This is a genomic window from Parasphingorhabdus marina DSM 22363 (assembly GCF_900128895.1).
GTDB lineage: Bacteria > Pseudomonadota > Alphaproteobacteria > Sphingomonadales > Sphingomonadaceae > Parasphingorhabdus > Parasphingorhabdus marina.
In genome coordinates this window covers 23,728-37,361 of sequence record NZ_FSQW01000001.1, presented here as the reverse complement: position 1 = coordinate 37,361, position 13,634 = coordinate 23,728, and the positions used below count along the sequence as shown (strand labels likewise).

The following is a 13,634-nucleotide window of genomic DNA, read 5'->3' as shown; positions in this document are numbered from 1 at the left end:
GGCAATTCTGATAAAGGCCTAGCCGGCGGCCATGCCGGTCCACATCGCGACCATCAGATTGAATGACCGGGGGTCGCCGGTAAGGCCATTGTTCATCTTGTTCATTACGTAGGAAAAGGTGGTCCGCTTATCCATGTCGATAACGATCACGGAACCGCCATAACCGCCCCAGAATATCGTATTGGGGTTGGGCAGCGGGATCATCTCGCCGGGCAGGCCAAAGCCCAGTCCATATTTGATCGGCAGGTTCATCAGCACCATGTCATTGCCTTCAATCTGCGGCTCCAGCGCCTTGCGGCACCCGGCTTCGGACAGGATCCGCTTGCCTTTGGCGACACCGCCATTGGCCAGCAAGGCATGGATTTCCGCCACAGATCGCGCATTGCCGGTGCCGCCTGCCGCCGGAATCTCCGCGCCGCGCCATTCCCGGGTGCGCGTGGACAGCGGATCGATGGGAGGATTGATGAACGTCTTGCGCTGGATATCATTTGAAAAATCGCCGTCGCCAACACCGGCTTCCGGCGGGATCAGGTCGGCAACGCGGTGGTCATGTTCCGGCGGCAGACCGATATGGAAATCGGCATCCAGCGGCTCGGCGATTTCCTCGCGGAATACCGTGCCCAGCGACTTGCCGGTGATCCGGCGGACAACCTCACCGACCAGATATCCCTGGGTGATCGCATGATAGCCGGGCGTCGTTCCGGGTTCCCACCATGGTTCCTGTGCTGCGAGAAGGGATGTTGCTTTTTCCCAGTCATAGAGGTCCTCGGTCGTCAGCGACTCTTCCCAGCCCGACAGGCCGGAGGCATGGCTCATCAGGTGAGCCACGGTCACATTCTCTTTGCCACCCTGGGCAAATTCCGGCCAGTAGTGCGCGACCGGCTTGTCAAAATCCAGTTCGCCGCGATCCGCCACCAGCAAAGCGGTGAGTGCGGTCATGGTCTTGGTGGTCGAGTAGACATTGACGATCGTATCGCGTTCCCACGGCCGGCTTTTTTCTGCATCGGCCCAGCCACCCCACAGATCGACCACGGTTTCGCCCTCGATGGTCGCGGTGAAGGACAGTCCGACATCCTCGCCGCTGTTGACGCTCGCGGCCATGAGATTGCGGACGGAAGCAAAGCGGTCCTGTGCTTCGCCGTGGATGATCGTTTCTGTCATGAGTTACCCTTCGGAAATATTGCGAGGGCAACGCTAGCATGCCGCATCGCGGATGCAATCGCCAAAAGCTGGGATCAGGCCGCGGCGACCTTGACCGGGATCGCGCTTTGCACCGCCTGGCCGGTGATCGGATCATAATGACTGTCGTCGACAATCAGGCGGTTTGTGGACCCACCCTTGGTCATGACATCCTCCTTGCCGGCATCGGAATCACCAAAGGCATGGCTCATCGATATTACTCCACGGCGGACTTTCTCGTCCGCCTTGGCCATTCCGAAAATCGACGCGGTCGGCGAAGTGATCTCGATAATCGCACCGTCCTCGATACCCGCATTGGCAAGATCTGCCGGATTGAAGAAGGCGGGATTGGTCGGCATTTTCTCGACCAGCTTGGGGAAAGTATGGCCGTTGCTGTTGTAGCGGTGCTTCGAACGCCGCGAGATCAGTCGGAAATCAAAACCGTTTTCAACCGGATCATTCTCGGCATATTCCGTCAGGCTCTGCGGCATTTCTCCCGCATTGAGATCGAACTTCTCGCTGGCATCGGGGTCAGCTGGCCCGACGACCGGATGGCGGTCGGCATAGGTGATCGCGGCGCCTTTCCGTTCCAGTGCCGCCGCATCGGCTTTGGCTTCGCTGGGTTTGACCAGAGAGCCTTCCGAGATCAGGTCGAGGATCGTCGCCTTGTCCGGGCACTCGTCCATCGACGCCGCCCCGCCGGGATAGTTCATTTCTACTCCCATATGCCTGGCGAGCCACCAGAGCATTTCATATTCGTCCATCGTATCGCCCGGCGGCGGCACCATGGCCTCGGTATAATGGGCATAGGCTTCTTCGGTGAACGCATCGGAGACATTGTTGATGTCCTCACGCTCCAGACACATGCTCGGTGCCAGGATGATATCCGCCCGCTTGGCACTCGCAGACATCCAGGGGTCGACCTGGATATAGAGCTCGCATTCCTCCAGCGCGCGCCGGACTTTCTGCTGATCCGGGAAGGCGATCTCCGGATTGCCGCCGATCGAAATAAAGGCCTTGATCTGGCCATCACCGGGCGTGAGAATTTCATCGGCCAGGACATTGCATGGCATTTCCTTGCCGAGCACACCCAGCCCGCGAATCCGGGACTTGGCAAAACCCTCTCCAAAAGTCGGCATTTTGGGCGCAACCTGGGCCTTTTTCGGACCACCCATAAGGGGGTTGAAAACCATGGGCGCGGAGACTTTTTCGCCCTCCTGGTTGAACCGCGCGCAGAGAATGTTGAGCGACGCCACCAGATATTCGGTGAGCGTGCCATTGCCGGCCATTTCGGGTCCGGTTCCGGTCACGACCCGGCCCTTGTTGGCGCCAGCAAACATGCGCGCAGCGGCGATCAGTTGATCCTTGTCGACTCCTGCCCGCTTGGCGGCAATATCCGGCGTCATCGGTTTTACCGCCGCTTCCAGTTCCTCGACACCGTCGACATGGGCGGCGACGAAATTCTGGTCATAGAGTTTCTCGGCGAAAATCACGTTGAGCATGCCGGCGAGCAAGGCCGGGTCCTCACCCGGTTTGACCGGCAAATGGATGTCGGCCAGCTTGCCCATTTCGTTGACCCGGGGATCGGCGACGATCAGTTTCAGTCCCCGGTCGAGCGCATCGCGCAGACCGCGGGAGGGCGAGGAAGTGGGCATTCCGCCAGAATAGTGCGACACGATCGGGTTGTTTCCGACAAACATCGCGACATCGGATTCGGTAAACGCATTGCCGCCGCCCATCCAGGTGCCATAGCGGGCGGTCGTGAACACCTTGGCGGGCTGATCGACGGTGACGCTGGTATACCAGTTGCGCGTTCCGACACCCTGCGCAAAGGCATAGGACGTGCCCAGTACGGCGCTGTTCTGAAACGCATTGGTGCCGCAATAGACCGCGACGCTGTGCGGGCCATGCTCTTCGACTATTTTCTTCATCGTTTCGCCAGCGAGCTTCAGCGCGTCAGCTGTCGCGATGTCCTTGAAGCTGCCATCCGGCTGGCGAATCTTGCTGGTGATCATGCGCGTGTCGAGATTGTGCATGTCCGGCATCTGGCGCCCCTTGATGCAGGTATAGCCGTGGAACAGATGATCTTCCTTGTCGCCTTTGACGGACAGGATCTTGTCATCCTCCACTTCAACAATCATCGCGCAACTGGCGTGACAGAAACGGCAAAAGGTACGTTTGGATTCGACGGCCATAAATTCTCTCCTGATCGCCTGATAATGGCCATTTGGGGGGATTCGGGCGACTGACAAAACTGTTCGGGCTGTTGACGGGATCGGGGGCAATCCAGTGGGCCAGAAATGTGGTAAGAGGATCCCGGGTTGCCGGGAGATGACAAGATGACATTGATGAGCGCGTTTATTGCAGACCGTACACCACCGGACCTCTATGAAACCTACCTGGCTGAGGGTCTGTTCATGCCCTGGGCAAGCTTGCTGCTGGACAGGCTGGACGCTTGTGGTGCCTGTCTCGACATTGCCTGTGGCACGGGCGTGATATCGCGGAACCTGTCCGACCGGGCGGACGTGGACATGATCAGGGCGATCGATGTCGCGCCGCCGATGATCGCCAAGGCTATCACGCTACAGCAGGAACAGGGCTTGGCTCCGCGTGCGGAATTTCTGGAGGCGAGCGCACTTGATCTGCCCTTTGCTCCAGACAGTTTCGACAGGGCCTTTTGTCAGCAGGGACTGCAATTTTTTCCCGACAGGGTGCGGGCACTGTCGGAGGCGCGGCGGGTGTTGAAGCCGGGCGGCCAGCTGGGGGCGGCGGTCTGGACATTTGCCGGTGATGGCAATCCGGTTTTTGCGGCCTTTGAAGAGGTTCTCGCGCGCCACGTCGGAGCGGATGTGCTGCCGATTGGCCCCTTTTCCTTTGGCGATGCCGGGGCGCTGCGATCGGTCGCTACGGAGGCAGGGCTCGAGGTGCAATCGCTCGACAAGGAGACATTGACTATATCGCTGCCGCCGGTGCGGGAATTTGTGCTGTTCGACCTGATGTTTCTGGGTCGCCCCGGGCCGGACGGGAGCCTTCAGCCGGTTGTTGATCCCGAAGACACGGCCGCCGATGCGCTGGTGGAAGCGATCATCGCTGATCTGGCGGCTTTGGTGAGCGAATATGTGCAGGAGGACGGATCGCTGCGCGCACCGACAAGTGCGCATCTGCTGGTGGCGCGCAAACCCGTGCCCTAGAATTCCAGCAAGAGGGCGTCGGCAATGAATTTCATCAGCGGCGCCACTTTCTGAAACTGCTCCTCGACCGCGGCTTCAAAACCGTCGGAACAAGCCAGTTTTTCGTCGGCATCGCGAAAGCTGAAGAAGCTTTTGCGGCGCAGGTCTTCGATCAGCGGATGTTCCGGATCAAATCCCTTGGGCGCGCGGACCAGCTGATCACCGCGCAATTCGAGCGCTCCGGTCGCCTCCTGCCAGCGCTCCGGCTTGTCGACAATGCGCTGCCGGATCTGGCGCAAAGCCTCGCCCTTTGGCCCCCAGACACCGCCGCCGAAAAAGACTTCGCCCGGCGCGAGGTGGATATAGAAACCGGGTGCGTGGGCATCCTTGCCCGCTTCGTGGCGGAACTGGCATCCGACCTGGGTCTTGTAGGGGCTTTTGTCTTTCGAAAAACGTGTGTCGCGATAGATGCGGAACCGGCTGCCGCCATTGGGACGGGGATCGACAATGATATGTGGGCTTATCCGGGCTACCGGCTCTACCAACCCGGCGATAAATTCGGTGACGGGATCCACGACTTCTGCCTCGTAGCGCGGTTTTTGCGCCTTGAACCACTCGCGATCATTATTCTGTTTCAGGTCCCGCAGAAAATCGAACAGGGCAGGGGTGATCATTTTTGCCTCCGGATAGCCCCGGCATCCTGTCACCTGGGACCGTCGGAGTCAAAAGCCCGGCAGCACCCCGGGGTCAATCCCAGCTTGCGAATTGCTGATTGCCGACAAATCCGATTTTCTGGATACCCGCGCGCTTGATCATGGCGACCACCTTATCGAACCGCTCATATCTCGCCTGGCCGTCGGTTTCGAAATGCAGCTGGATGCCGGTCGGGTCTTCCGCCAGTTTGCCCAGCGCGGATCGCAAGGCCAAATCATCAAGTCGTTCTCCGTCGAGCAAAGTCTCGCCGGCGGAATTGAGCTGCAACATGTGGATGATGGCGGGTTCTGTTGTGGTTCCGCCGGAGGGCAGATTCACCTCTACCTTATGCAGGGCGGCCGGAATGGAGAGCATCAGCATGACAAGCAGGACCAGCAGGACATCGATCAGCGGCGTAATATTGAGCTGCGACATGGGCCGGTCCGTAGCAGCGAACCTGGCAGTGGTCCGAAATCGACGAGCGCGTGGCTTTTGAGCATGTACTGTCATGATATTCTCCCGTTAAATCAATTACTCCGCAAATAGATATGATATAACATCATATACTGATAACGATTCATAAGCAATCAACCATATTTTAAGGTCCAGGACTTATGGAAGCGTCAGGAAAGCCCGCTATGCGCCGGTTTTCATAAGTGTTGAGCAGCAACAGGTAGGGCCAGATACCATGGACGCACAGAATGATTCACAGGCGGGACAGGCAGGTTTCGGTATGCCCCGCACACATGCCCGGGACACCCGGTTCAATATTCGCCTCAAGGTTCCGATGGAACGGGACAACGGCATGTCGGAAACGATTTGCATTGAAAACCTGTCTATCTGGGGCTTCCAGGCCACTTGTCATTTCCCCCCCGAAGTCGGCGAGGCGGTCATTGTGACCATCGGTGATCTGGGCGAATTCGAAGGCGTCGTGCGCTGGCAGCGGGACTATCGTTTCGGCGTGCACACATTCGAGAAGATCGATATCCAGGCGCTTCCGAAAGCTCCCAACTAATCCGAATCCGCAATTGCCCGGGCATTGGCGGGGTAATTCAGCATTCCGGTTGACTCTATTCAATTAACAATTACGTTAAATAACGAATCAGTTAATTGAATGGATGCTCATGGATCAGCTCTCTGCAGTTTTTTCCGCGCTGGGTGACCCCACGCGCTTTGCCATTGTCGACCGCCTGTTGCGCGAAGGGGAGCTGAGCGCGGGCGAGATCAGCGCAACGGCGACCATTTCCCCGCCAGCTTTTTCCCGACATCTCAAACTATTGCGTGAAGCGGGCCTTGTCCGGCAGCGCACCGATCGCCAGCGCCGGCTCTATTCGGTGCGGCCCGAGGCCGTTCGCCAGATTTCCGAATGGACGCTGAGCCATCGTGAATTCTGGGAAGCCAGCATCGACCGGCTCGAATCCGCTCTGGAACAGGAGATGAAAAACGATGGCTGACCTCGAGATCAAACGACATTTTGCGGCGCCGCCGGACCGCGTTTTTGCGTTCATTTCCCAGGCTGAACATCTGAGCAAATGGTGGGGTCCTGAGGGCATTGAACTGGGCGAACATGATCTGGACTTTTCCCGGCCCGGCCCCTGGGGGTCAGTCATGCATGGCAGCGGGGGCGCCCGCTACAAGGTCACCGGTGAAGTGCTTTCCGTGGAACCTGGAAAGTCCGTCACTTTCACCTGGGCCTGGCATGACGAAGACGATCAGCGAGGCGCGGAAAGTGAAGTCACGTTTTCGGTGGCCGGTGATGGCAATGGCGGAACAGACTTCGTGATGCTGCACCGCGGTTTGCCCGACGATGACAGTGCAAATAATCATGACAGCGGCTGGACCTCAAGTTTTCAGAAGCTGGAAGCCTATGCCCGAGAGCAGAACGGTTAACTCACCCAAAAGCAGCAGAGGAGACGGAAATGCCGAAATATATATATGCCTATCATGGCGGCAGTGCGCCGGAGACGCCGGAAGAAGGTGAAAAAGTCATGGCGCAGTGGATGAGCTGGCTTGGCGGAATGGGCGAAGATGCCCTCGACATGGGAAATCCCGCCGGACCTTCGAAGACCGTTTCGGCCGGTGGCGTGGCGGATGATGGCGGATCGAACCCGATTTCCGGCTATTCGCTGGTCCAGGCGCCCGACATGGATACGGCGGTGGAGATGGCCAAAGGCTGCCCGGCCCTGTCGAGTGGCGGCACTGTGGAAGTTGCCGAAGCCATGGAGATGTAGACTCCGGCCGGTTCCGGTGGTTCTGCCGGAGCCGGGAAAAAGCCGCTTGCCTTATCCGGGAATTTGGCGAAGACTTGTCCGCATGTCGGAGGAGATAGAAGCAGTCGGGGCAGCGGTCACGGGCACGGCGATGGCCAAGGCCGTTGAAGATGATACGGGCAGTTTGGCAGAAGGCGGTGCCGGCGCGTGTCTCAACTGTGGATCCCAGGTCACCGGAAATTATTGCAGCGCGTGCGGACAACCGCTCCACGTACACCGTTCGATTGGCGCATTCTGGCACGATATCCTGCACGGCGTGCTGCATTTCGAGGGGAAGCTCTGGCGCACCTTGCCGCTTCTCGCCTGGCGGCCCGGCGAGCTGACTCGGCGCTATATCCATGGCCAGCGCGCGCGCTTCATTTCGCCGATGGCGCTGTTCCTGTTTTCCGTGTTCATGATGTTTGCAGTCTTTTCCTTCGTCAGTGATCCTTTTGGCAGCGATGATATTTCTGTTGCGGACCAGGCAATTGATGCCGAAATCGCTGAACAGATGGAACGCGCGGAAGAACAGCTCGCCATCAAGAATGCCGAATTGGCCGAGGCATCAGAGGAAGACCGGCCGGGGCTGGAAAAGGAAATTCTCGATCTCAAAAAAGCGCGCAATGTCATGGCAACCGTGAATGGGGAAGATCTTCCCTTTCCCGACGTGAGTCTGGCGGACGGCGATGCGCGGATCGGCAATTACACGCCGGAAGAAGTGCGGGAAATTGAATCACGGATTGGAGATATCAGGGAAGGCAATATCCTGACATCGGACAGCGATGTCAGTACCGGTTCACCGGAAATGGACGCCTTTCTGAAGGACACGTTCAATAATGTTGTCGAGAACCCCGACCTGCTGCTCTACAAGATCAAGGCCAATGGTTATAAATTTGCCTGGCTGCTGATCCCGATTTCGCTGCCCTTTGTCTGGCTCACCACTATCGGGCGTCGGGGCTATCATTTCTATGATCACGCGGTTTTCACCACCTATTCGATCAGCTTCATGTCACTGCTGTTCATCACCTGTGCCTTGCTGGCCACATTTGGCGTGACCGACGCGATATGGGGCGTGCTGCTCATCTTCTATCCACCTTTCCACATGTACCGGCAATTGCGGCATGCCTATCAGATGTCGCGGGTGGAAGCGCTGATCCGGTTGATGGCCCTTTTGTTTTTCACGGTGACATGCTTGATATTGTTCTTCACCATATTGCTTGCACTTGGATTGTTGGGATAGTTTATGACCTTTGAAATAGACCGCCGTCAGCTGATGGCCCTGGGCGCGTTTGGCCTGGGTGCAGGCAGCGTTCCGGCTGCGGCGACACTGGCCGGAAAGACCGGATTTACCCACGGTGTGGCCAGTGGCGAGCCGTCGCAAAACTCGGTCTTGTTGTGGACGCGTTTTGTCAGCAGTGCTGACAGTCGGGTGACCGTGGAAATTGCGCGCAGCGCGGATTTTTCCGATGCCCGGATGGCTGGCGAAGTCACGGCTTCGGCCAGCCGCGATCATATCGCGAAATATGTCGTGAGCGATCTCGATCCGGATCAATGGTATTTCTATCGCTTTGTCGCGCCCGACGGACAGAAATCACTCACCGGCCGGACGCGCACATTGCCCGAAGGACCTGTCGGAAAATTCGCTCTCGGCGTGTTCAGCTGTTCCAACCTGCCATTCGGGCATTTCAATGCCTATGCCCATGCCGCGCAGCGCAATGACCTCGACCTGATCATTCACACCGGCGATTATCTGTATGAATATGGTGTGGGCACCTATCCCTCCGCCAAGGATGCCTTGCCCGGCCGAATGATCGCGCCGGATCATGAGATGGTGCAACTGGCCGATTATCGCCTGCGCTATGCCGCCTATCGCAGTGACCCGGATCTGCAGCGAATCCACCAGGTGCTGCCGATGGTGGCGATGTGGGATGATCACGAATTCACCAATGATGCCTATCGCGATGGCGCCCAGAACCATCAGGCTGAAACGGAAGGGGACTGGGAAGTCCGCAAGCGCGTGGCGGAACAGGTCTACCGCGAATGGATGCCGGTCTCCGATTCCGGCACAGCGTCCGAACGCTGGAGCAAATATGAAATTGGTGATCTGGCGACGCTGTTCCTGACCGAAAGCCGGATTGGCGGTCGCAGCAAGCCCGCCGAACTGGAAGCCGCACTGAAAGGGCAGGGCGCGAATGTCGAAGCCGCGCTCAAGGCTTTCCGTGACGGCGAGTGGCAGGATCCGGAACGGACAATGCTTGGTGCAGTACAACAGCAATGGCTGGCCTCCGGAATGCAGTCATCGCGCAAGGCGGGGACCAAATGGCAGGTTCTGGCCCAGCAATGTGTGATGGGAGAGCTGAAGCTACCGCAGGAATCGCGCGACTGGGTGTCAAAAGACGCCCCCGCCATTGCCCAGGCCAGGGTTGCCGTTGGAGCGCTTGCATCGAAGGTGGGACTGCCAATCAATTTTGACAGCTGGGATGGCTATCCCGTGGCGCGGGACCGGCTGTTGCGCGGTGCGCAGGAAGCCGATGCGGATCTGATCGTCCTGTCCGGCGACAGTCATAATGGCTGGGCCTTCAATCTCGAAACAGCCGATGGTCCGGCAGGCGTCGAATTTGGCGGCCACAGTGTCACCTCGCCTGGTTTTGAGGCCTATACACAGGGAGTGAAACCGGCGACCGTGGCCAAAGCGGTGGTGGAAACCAATGACCAGCTGCAATGGGCGGACACCGAGCATCGGGGATATATGAGTGTGGCGCTGACTCCGGAGAAAGCGACATCGACATGGCATTTCCTCGATACCATCCGGGCGAAATCGACCCGAATGGCATCGAGCGTCAGCCAGACAGTCCTGCGCGGAGCGAAAACTCTCGAAACCGGAATCTAGTCGGCCGGATTATGCTCCGTCAGAAAAGACTCGAGTGAGTCCAGCCAGTTTTTTTCGTTTTCGGGATCCGAAAATCCGTGACCTTCGTCTTCATAGACAACAAGCTTCACCGGCTTGCCTGCTTTCTTCAGGGCTGATCGATAAATCTTGAACTGGCTGAAAGGGACGATGCTGTCTTTTTTGCCATGGGCCAGCATGACGGGCCGCGAAAGCTTCTCGGCCATCCGGGCTGGTGATACCGTATCCAGGTCGAAATCCTCTTCGCCACGGATTTCCTCCTTCCATTCCCGTTCATAGCGGCTCGACAGAAAACGGCGGTCATAACTGAGCTGTTTTCGCCAGTCCGTGACGCCCGCAAAACTGGCTGCACAACGATATCTCTCGGGATTCCGTGTCGCGCCCCACAATGCGGCATATCCGCCATAAGAAGCTCCCACGATACAGACTTTCTGTGGGTCGACGATGCCGCGCTCGACGAGCCAGTCCATGCCGTCGTCAAGATCATCCTGCATTGCCCTGCCAATCTGGCCAGTGCCCTTTTTGTGGAACTCCTCTCCATAACTGTCGGAACCCCGGAAATTAGGCTGCAACACCGCATATCCGCGATTGGCCAGAAACTGGACTTCATTGTCATAGTCGAGGGTGTCACGCACCCAGAATGGCCCGCCATGCGGCAATATGATCAGGGGCAGGTTTTCTGGCTCGCGATGTTTGGGCAAAGTCAGGTAGCCATGAATCTTCAGGCCGTCGCGGGCCGTGTAGCTCACATATTCCGTGGTTGAGAGCTTCTCGATATCGAGCTTTGCATTTTTGCTGGCAAACCATGCCAGTTTCTTTTTTTCCGGTTCGTACAGATAATAGCTTCCGGGGTCAGTGGAAGATGTTGAGAACACAATCATCCGGGAACCGTCGCGGCTTTTTGAAACAATCCAGGCTTCCTGGCCGGGCAACGCCTTGTTGAGCTTTTTCTGGTGTGCGGCAAAAGAGGCATCAAACCAGTGCTTCCTGTCCCGGGAGTCGGTAAAGTAAACCGCCTCCAGTGCCGTACCTTCCGGATTCAGGTCAAATCCGGTAATGTCATTCTGGTCATGGCCATAGACCATGTCGCCCACTTCGCGGGTCAGGTAGTTGAATTTGTAGAGTGCGAAGCGGCCGGTTTGCTTGTTGGACAGGACAAATCCTTGATCGGCGCCAGAGACGATGTGAGAAATGTCGAGAAGCGCTTCGTTCGGATCGTCTTTTTTCCCGATTTTCCCAATCTGTTTGAACTTGTCGGACGACGATCGCCGGTAATAGATTTTCAATGTACTGTTTATGTAACTGAGACCCATTCTGACCACGCCCTCACTGTCAGCAATCCATGTCCAGATACGCTTTTGCCTGGGCACAACTTCAGAGATTTCATTGTTGGACAGAGTGACGCGGTAGACTCCCGGATAGTCGTAAACTGACCTTTGCATCGACAGCAACAGGTACGTTCCGGCCGGATCAACAAAGAGAACATTGTCGCCGTCAAAACCCTGGACCTTCCGTCCCAGGGCCATCGTCTCGCCCGTCCCGATATTGTGGACATAAAGTCCGGTATGTCGCCGTTCACCGAACCGGGTCGCCGCCACCGCCGAGACGCTGAACAGGATTTTGCCATCGCCTGCCCAGCGATACCAGCGCAGGTCGACATTTTCCGGAATCGCAATGCGTTTTGTATCATTCTTGTAAAGGACGGTGGCAGTCAGATAGGTCTTGCCCTTGAGTTGCTGGCGAAACAGGACCTGGTCACCGTCCGGTGATAATCTGGGGCTGCCAAAATGTCCCGGATTGGCAAAAATTGAAGTTTCGACAATATGGGCTGGAAGCCGGGCGCCTTTTGGCGGCAGCGTGTCTCCCTGGTTCTGCGCTTGAACAGCAGACGACAATGCCGGGGCGGACAGTAAGAAAGTCAGCAATATCGTCAGGGACCAGAAAAGAATTCTCATGGCAAAATAATATCTCTCAACAAGTTCCGGAAAATGGACCAATTTCTGGCCGGAGATAGAACAAATATTTACTGGGGCGGCAACTGTTTTTGAAGGCTGATTTTGCCGACAGCCTGAAAATGAGTTTTTTTGTCAAGTTTTCTGATTTTCAGAGCCGGGTTTTGTAACAGCCATACAGGCGGGAATGAATCCGGGTTTCACAACCGCTCGACATTTGCCCCGTTATTGCGCAAAGCAGCGATTCCGAAAACCGCAACACTTGAAAAGACCGGATCATGTCTGAAGAATTTTACCGCATCAAACGCCTGCCGCCCTACGTATTCGCTGAAGTGAACGCGATGAAGGCGGAAGCGCGGGCGCGGGGGGAAGACATTATCGACCTCGGCATGGGCAATCCCGACGGGGCACCCGCACAGCATGTGATCGACAAATTGTCGGAAGTGGCCAATGACCCGACTGCGCATCGTTACAGCGCGTCCAAAGGCATCAAGGGCCTGCGTCTGGCCCAGGCGAATTACTACAAGCGCCGGTTTGATGTCGATCTCGACATGGACAGCGAAGTGGTCGTGACGCTGGGATCCAAGGAGGGACTGGCCAATCTGGCGCAGGCGATTACCGCTCCCGGTGACGTCGTGCTGGCACCCAATCCGTCCTACCCGATTCACACATTCGGTTTCATCATCGCCGGGGCCGCCATCCGTTCAATTCCTGCCGCGCCCGGTCCGGATTTTTTCACGCGTCTGGAATATGCGATGAGCTATTCCGTGCCCAAGCCTTCGGTCCTGGTCATGGGCTATCCCAGTAATCCGACTGCCTATGTCGCTGATCTCGATTTCTATCAAAAGGTTGTCGATTTCGCGCGAGAGCACAAGCTGTGGGTGATCAGTGACCTGGCCTATGCCGAAATCTATTATGGCGACACGCCGACGCCTTCCATGCTCCAGATCGAGGGCGCGAAGGAACGGGTGGTGGAATTTACCAGCATGTCGAAAACCTATTCGATGCCCGGCTGGCGCATGGGATTTGCGGTGGGCAACCAGAAGCTGATCAGCGCGCTGACCCGGGTGAAAAGCTATCTCGATTATGGTGCTTTCACGCCGATTCAGGTGGCGGCGACGGCGGCGCTCAACGGGCCGCAGGATATTATCGACCAGAACCGGGCGCTCTACAAAGGTCGCCGCGATGTGATGGTGGAGAGCTTTGGCCGGGCCGGATGGGATATCCCTTCTCCGGAAGCCAGCATGTTCGCCTGGGCCCCGGTGCCGGAACAGTTTCGCGAACTGGGATCGATGGAATTTTCCAAGCGGCTGATTGCCGAAGCCGGCGTCGCGGTCGCCCCGGGAACGGGTTTTGGCGACGAAGGCGAAGGCTATGTTCGGCTGGCACTGGTCGAGAACGAACAGCGCATCCGCCAGGCGGCGCGCAGCATCAAGAAATTCCTGAGCAAGGGCTGACGGATGGGCCCGGTGTTCGGGCAAAG

13 protein-coding genes are annotated in these 13,634 nt (G+C 57.4%); 8 read left to right on the top strand and 5 right to left on the bottom strand.

Features of this window, described 5'->3' with window-relative positions; genetic code table 11:
* Window positions 1-18: 18 nt before the first annotated feature.
* Window positions 19-1,161: a serine hydrolase domain-containing protein gene (locus BUQ90_RS00165; RefSeq protein WP_074203171.1), complete on the bottom strand. Its 1,143-nt coding sequence runs from the start codon at window positions 1,159-1,161 to the stop codon at window positions 19-21.
* Window positions 1,162-1,235: 74 nt separating this feature from the next.
* Window positions 1,236-3,374, bottom strand: coding sequence for a molybdopterin-containing oxidoreductase family protein (locus BUQ90_RS00160; RefSeq protein ID WP_074203170.1), 2,139 nt, complete (start codon window positions 3,372-3,374; stop codon window positions 1,236-1,238).
* 144 nt (window positions 3,375-3,518) lie between these two features.
* Here BUQ90_RS00160 and BUQ90_RS00155 point away from each other — a divergent pair, with 144 nt between their 5' ends.
* On the top strand, window positions 3,519-4,370 hold the full coding sequence (locus tag BUQ90_RS00155; RefSeq protein WP_074203169.1) for a class I SAM-dependent methyltransferase: 852 nt from the start codon (window positions 3,519-3,521) through the stop codon (window positions 4,368-4,370).
* Here BUQ90_RS00155 and BUQ90_RS00150 read toward each other — a convergent pair.
* Entirely contained in the window at window positions 4,367-5,023 is a 657-nt protein-coding gene (locus BUQ90_RS00150) for a DUF2461 domain-containing protein (RefSeq protein WP_074203168.1), read from the bottom strand. The genes BUQ90_RS00155 and BUQ90_RS00150 overlap by 4 nt on opposite strands.
* A 73-nt stretch (window positions 5,024-5,096) precedes the next feature.
* Complete coding sequence (locus BUQ90_RS00145; protein ID WP_084192395.1) at window positions 5,097-5,552, bottom strand: ExbD/TolR family protein; 456 nt, start codon at window positions 5,550-5,552, stop codon at window positions 5,097-5,099.
* 223 nt (window positions 5,553-5,775) lie between these two features.
* On the opposite strand from BUQ90_RS00145, the gene BUQ90_RS00140 reads away from it, so the two are divergent.
* The 6 genes from BUQ90_RS00140 to BUQ90_RS00115 all read left to right on the top strand — a co-directional run bounded on the left by BUQ90_RS00140 (window position 5,776) and on the right by BUQ90_RS00115 (window position 10,181).
* A complete protein-coding gene (locus tag BUQ90_RS00140; RefSeq protein WP_143182670.1) occupies window positions 5,776-6,057 on the top strand; it encodes a hypothetical protein in 282 nt (93 codons plus the stop codon).
* Between the two features lie 109 nt (window positions 6,058-6,166).
* Window positions 6,167-6,496, top strand: a complete 330-nt coding sequence (locus BUQ90_RS00135; RefSeq protein ID WP_074203165.1) for an ArsR/SmtB family transcription factor — start codon at window positions 6,167-6,169, stop codon at window positions 6,494-6,496.
* On the top strand, window positions 6,489-6,932 hold the full coding sequence (locus tag BUQ90_RS00130; RefSeq protein ID WP_074203164.1) for an SRPBCC family protein: 444 nt from the start codon (window positions 6,489-6,491) through the stop codon (window positions 6,930-6,932). The genes BUQ90_RS00135 and BUQ90_RS00130 overlap by 8 nt, the downstream gene beginning before the upstream one ends.
* Window positions 6,933-6,961: 29 nt before the next feature.
* Window positions 6,962-7,273 (top strand): YciI family protein, encoded by a 312-nt coding sequence (locus BUQ90_RS00125; RefSeq protein ID WP_074203163.1) that lies wholly within the window; start codon window positions 6,962-6,964, stop codon window positions 7,271-7,273.
* An 82-nt stretch (window positions 7,274-7,355) separates the two neighbouring features.
* A complete protein-coding gene (locus BUQ90_RS00120; RefSeq protein WP_074203162.1) occupies window positions 7,356-8,531 on the top strand; it encodes a DUF3667 domain-containing protein in 1,176 nt (391 codons plus the stop codon).
* Between the two features lie 3 nt (window positions 8,532-8,534).
* The gene (locus tag BUQ90_RS00115; protein ID WP_074203161.1) at window positions 8,535-10,181 is read left to right on the top strand and encodes an alkaline phosphatase D family protein; all 1,647 of its coding nucleotides are present in this window, start codon (window positions 8,535-8,537) and stop codon (window positions 10,179-10,181) included.
* On the opposite strand, the gene BUQ90_RS00110 is transcribed toward BUQ90_RS00115, so the two are convergent.
* The gene (locus tag BUQ90_RS00110) at window positions 10,178-12,154 is read right to left on the bottom strand and encodes a S9 family peptidase (protein ID WP_074203160.1); all 1,977 of its coding nucleotides are present in this window, start codon (window positions 12,152-12,154) and stop codon (window positions 10,178-10,180) included. The genes BUQ90_RS00115 and BUQ90_RS00110 overlap by 4 nt on opposite strands.
* Window positions 12,155-12,429: 275 nt before the next feature.
* Between BUQ90_RS00110 and BUQ90_RS00105 the strand changes: the two genes are divergently transcribed.
* Complete coding sequence (locus BUQ90_RS00105) at window positions 12,430-13,608, top strand: LL-diaminopimelate aminotransferase (protein WP_074203159.1); 1,179 nt, start codon at window positions 12,430-12,432, stop codon at window positions 13,606-13,608.
* The last annotated feature ends 26 nt before the right edge of the window (window positions 13,609-13,634 follow it).

What these genes read in the sequence shown, in the direction of transcription:
- BUQ90_RS00125 (WP_074203163.1), top strand. Translation starts at nt 6,962, where the DNA reads ATGCCGAAATATATATATGCCTATCATGGCGGCAGTGCGCCGGAGACG.
- BUQ90_RS00130 (WP_074203164.1), top strand. Translation starts at nt 6,489, where the DNA reads ATGGCTGACCTCGAGATCAAACGACATTTTGCGGCGCCGCCGGACCGC.
- BUQ90_RS00160 (WP_074203170.1), bottom strand. Translation starts at nt 3,374, where the DNA reads ATGGCCGTCGAATCCAAACGTACCTTTTGCCGTTTCTGTCACGCCAGT.
- BUQ90_RS00165 (WP_074203171.1), bottom strand. Translation starts at nt 1,161, where the DNA reads ATGACAGAAACGATCATCCACGGCGAAGCACAGGACCGCTTTGCTTCC.
- BUQ90_RS00110 (WP_074203160.1), bottom strand. Translation starts at nt 12,154, where the DNA reads ATGAGAATTCTTTTCTGGTCCCTGACGATATTGCTGACTTTCTTACTG.
- BUQ90_RS00140 (WP_143182670.1), top strand. Translation starts at nt 5,776, where the DNA reads ATGCCCCGCACACATGCCCGGGACACCCGGTTCAATATTCGCCTCAAG.
- BUQ90_RS00115 (WP_074203161.1), top strand. Translation starts at nt 8,535, where the DNA reads ATGACCTTTGAAATAGACCGCCGTCAGCTGATGGCCCTGGGCGCGTTT.
- BUQ90_RS00155 (WP_074203169.1), top strand. Translation starts at nt 3,519, where the DNA reads ATGACATTGATGAGCGCGTTTATTGCAGACCGTACACCACCGGACCTC.
- BUQ90_RS00150 (WP_074203168.1), bottom strand. Translation starts at nt 5,023, where the DNA reads ATGATCACCCCTGCCCTGTTCGATTTTCTGCGGGACCTGAAACAGAAT.
- BUQ90_RS00135 (WP_074203165.1), top strand. Translation starts at nt 6,167, where the DNA reads ATGGATCAGCTCTCTGCAGTTTTTTCCGCGCTGGGTGACCCCACGCGC.
- BUQ90_RS00120 (WP_074203162.1), top strand. Translation starts at nt 7,356, where the DNA reads ATGTCGGAGGAGATAGAAGCAGTCGGGGCAGCGGTCACGGGCACGGCG.
- BUQ90_RS00145 (WP_084192395.1), bottom strand. Translation starts at nt 5,552, where the DNA reads ATGACAGTACATGCTCAAAAGCCACGCGCTCGTCGATTTCGGACCACT.
- BUQ90_RS00105 (WP_074203159.1), top strand. Translation starts at nt 12,430, where the DNA reads ATGTCTGAAGAATTTTACCGCATCAAACGCCTGCCGCCCTACGTATTC.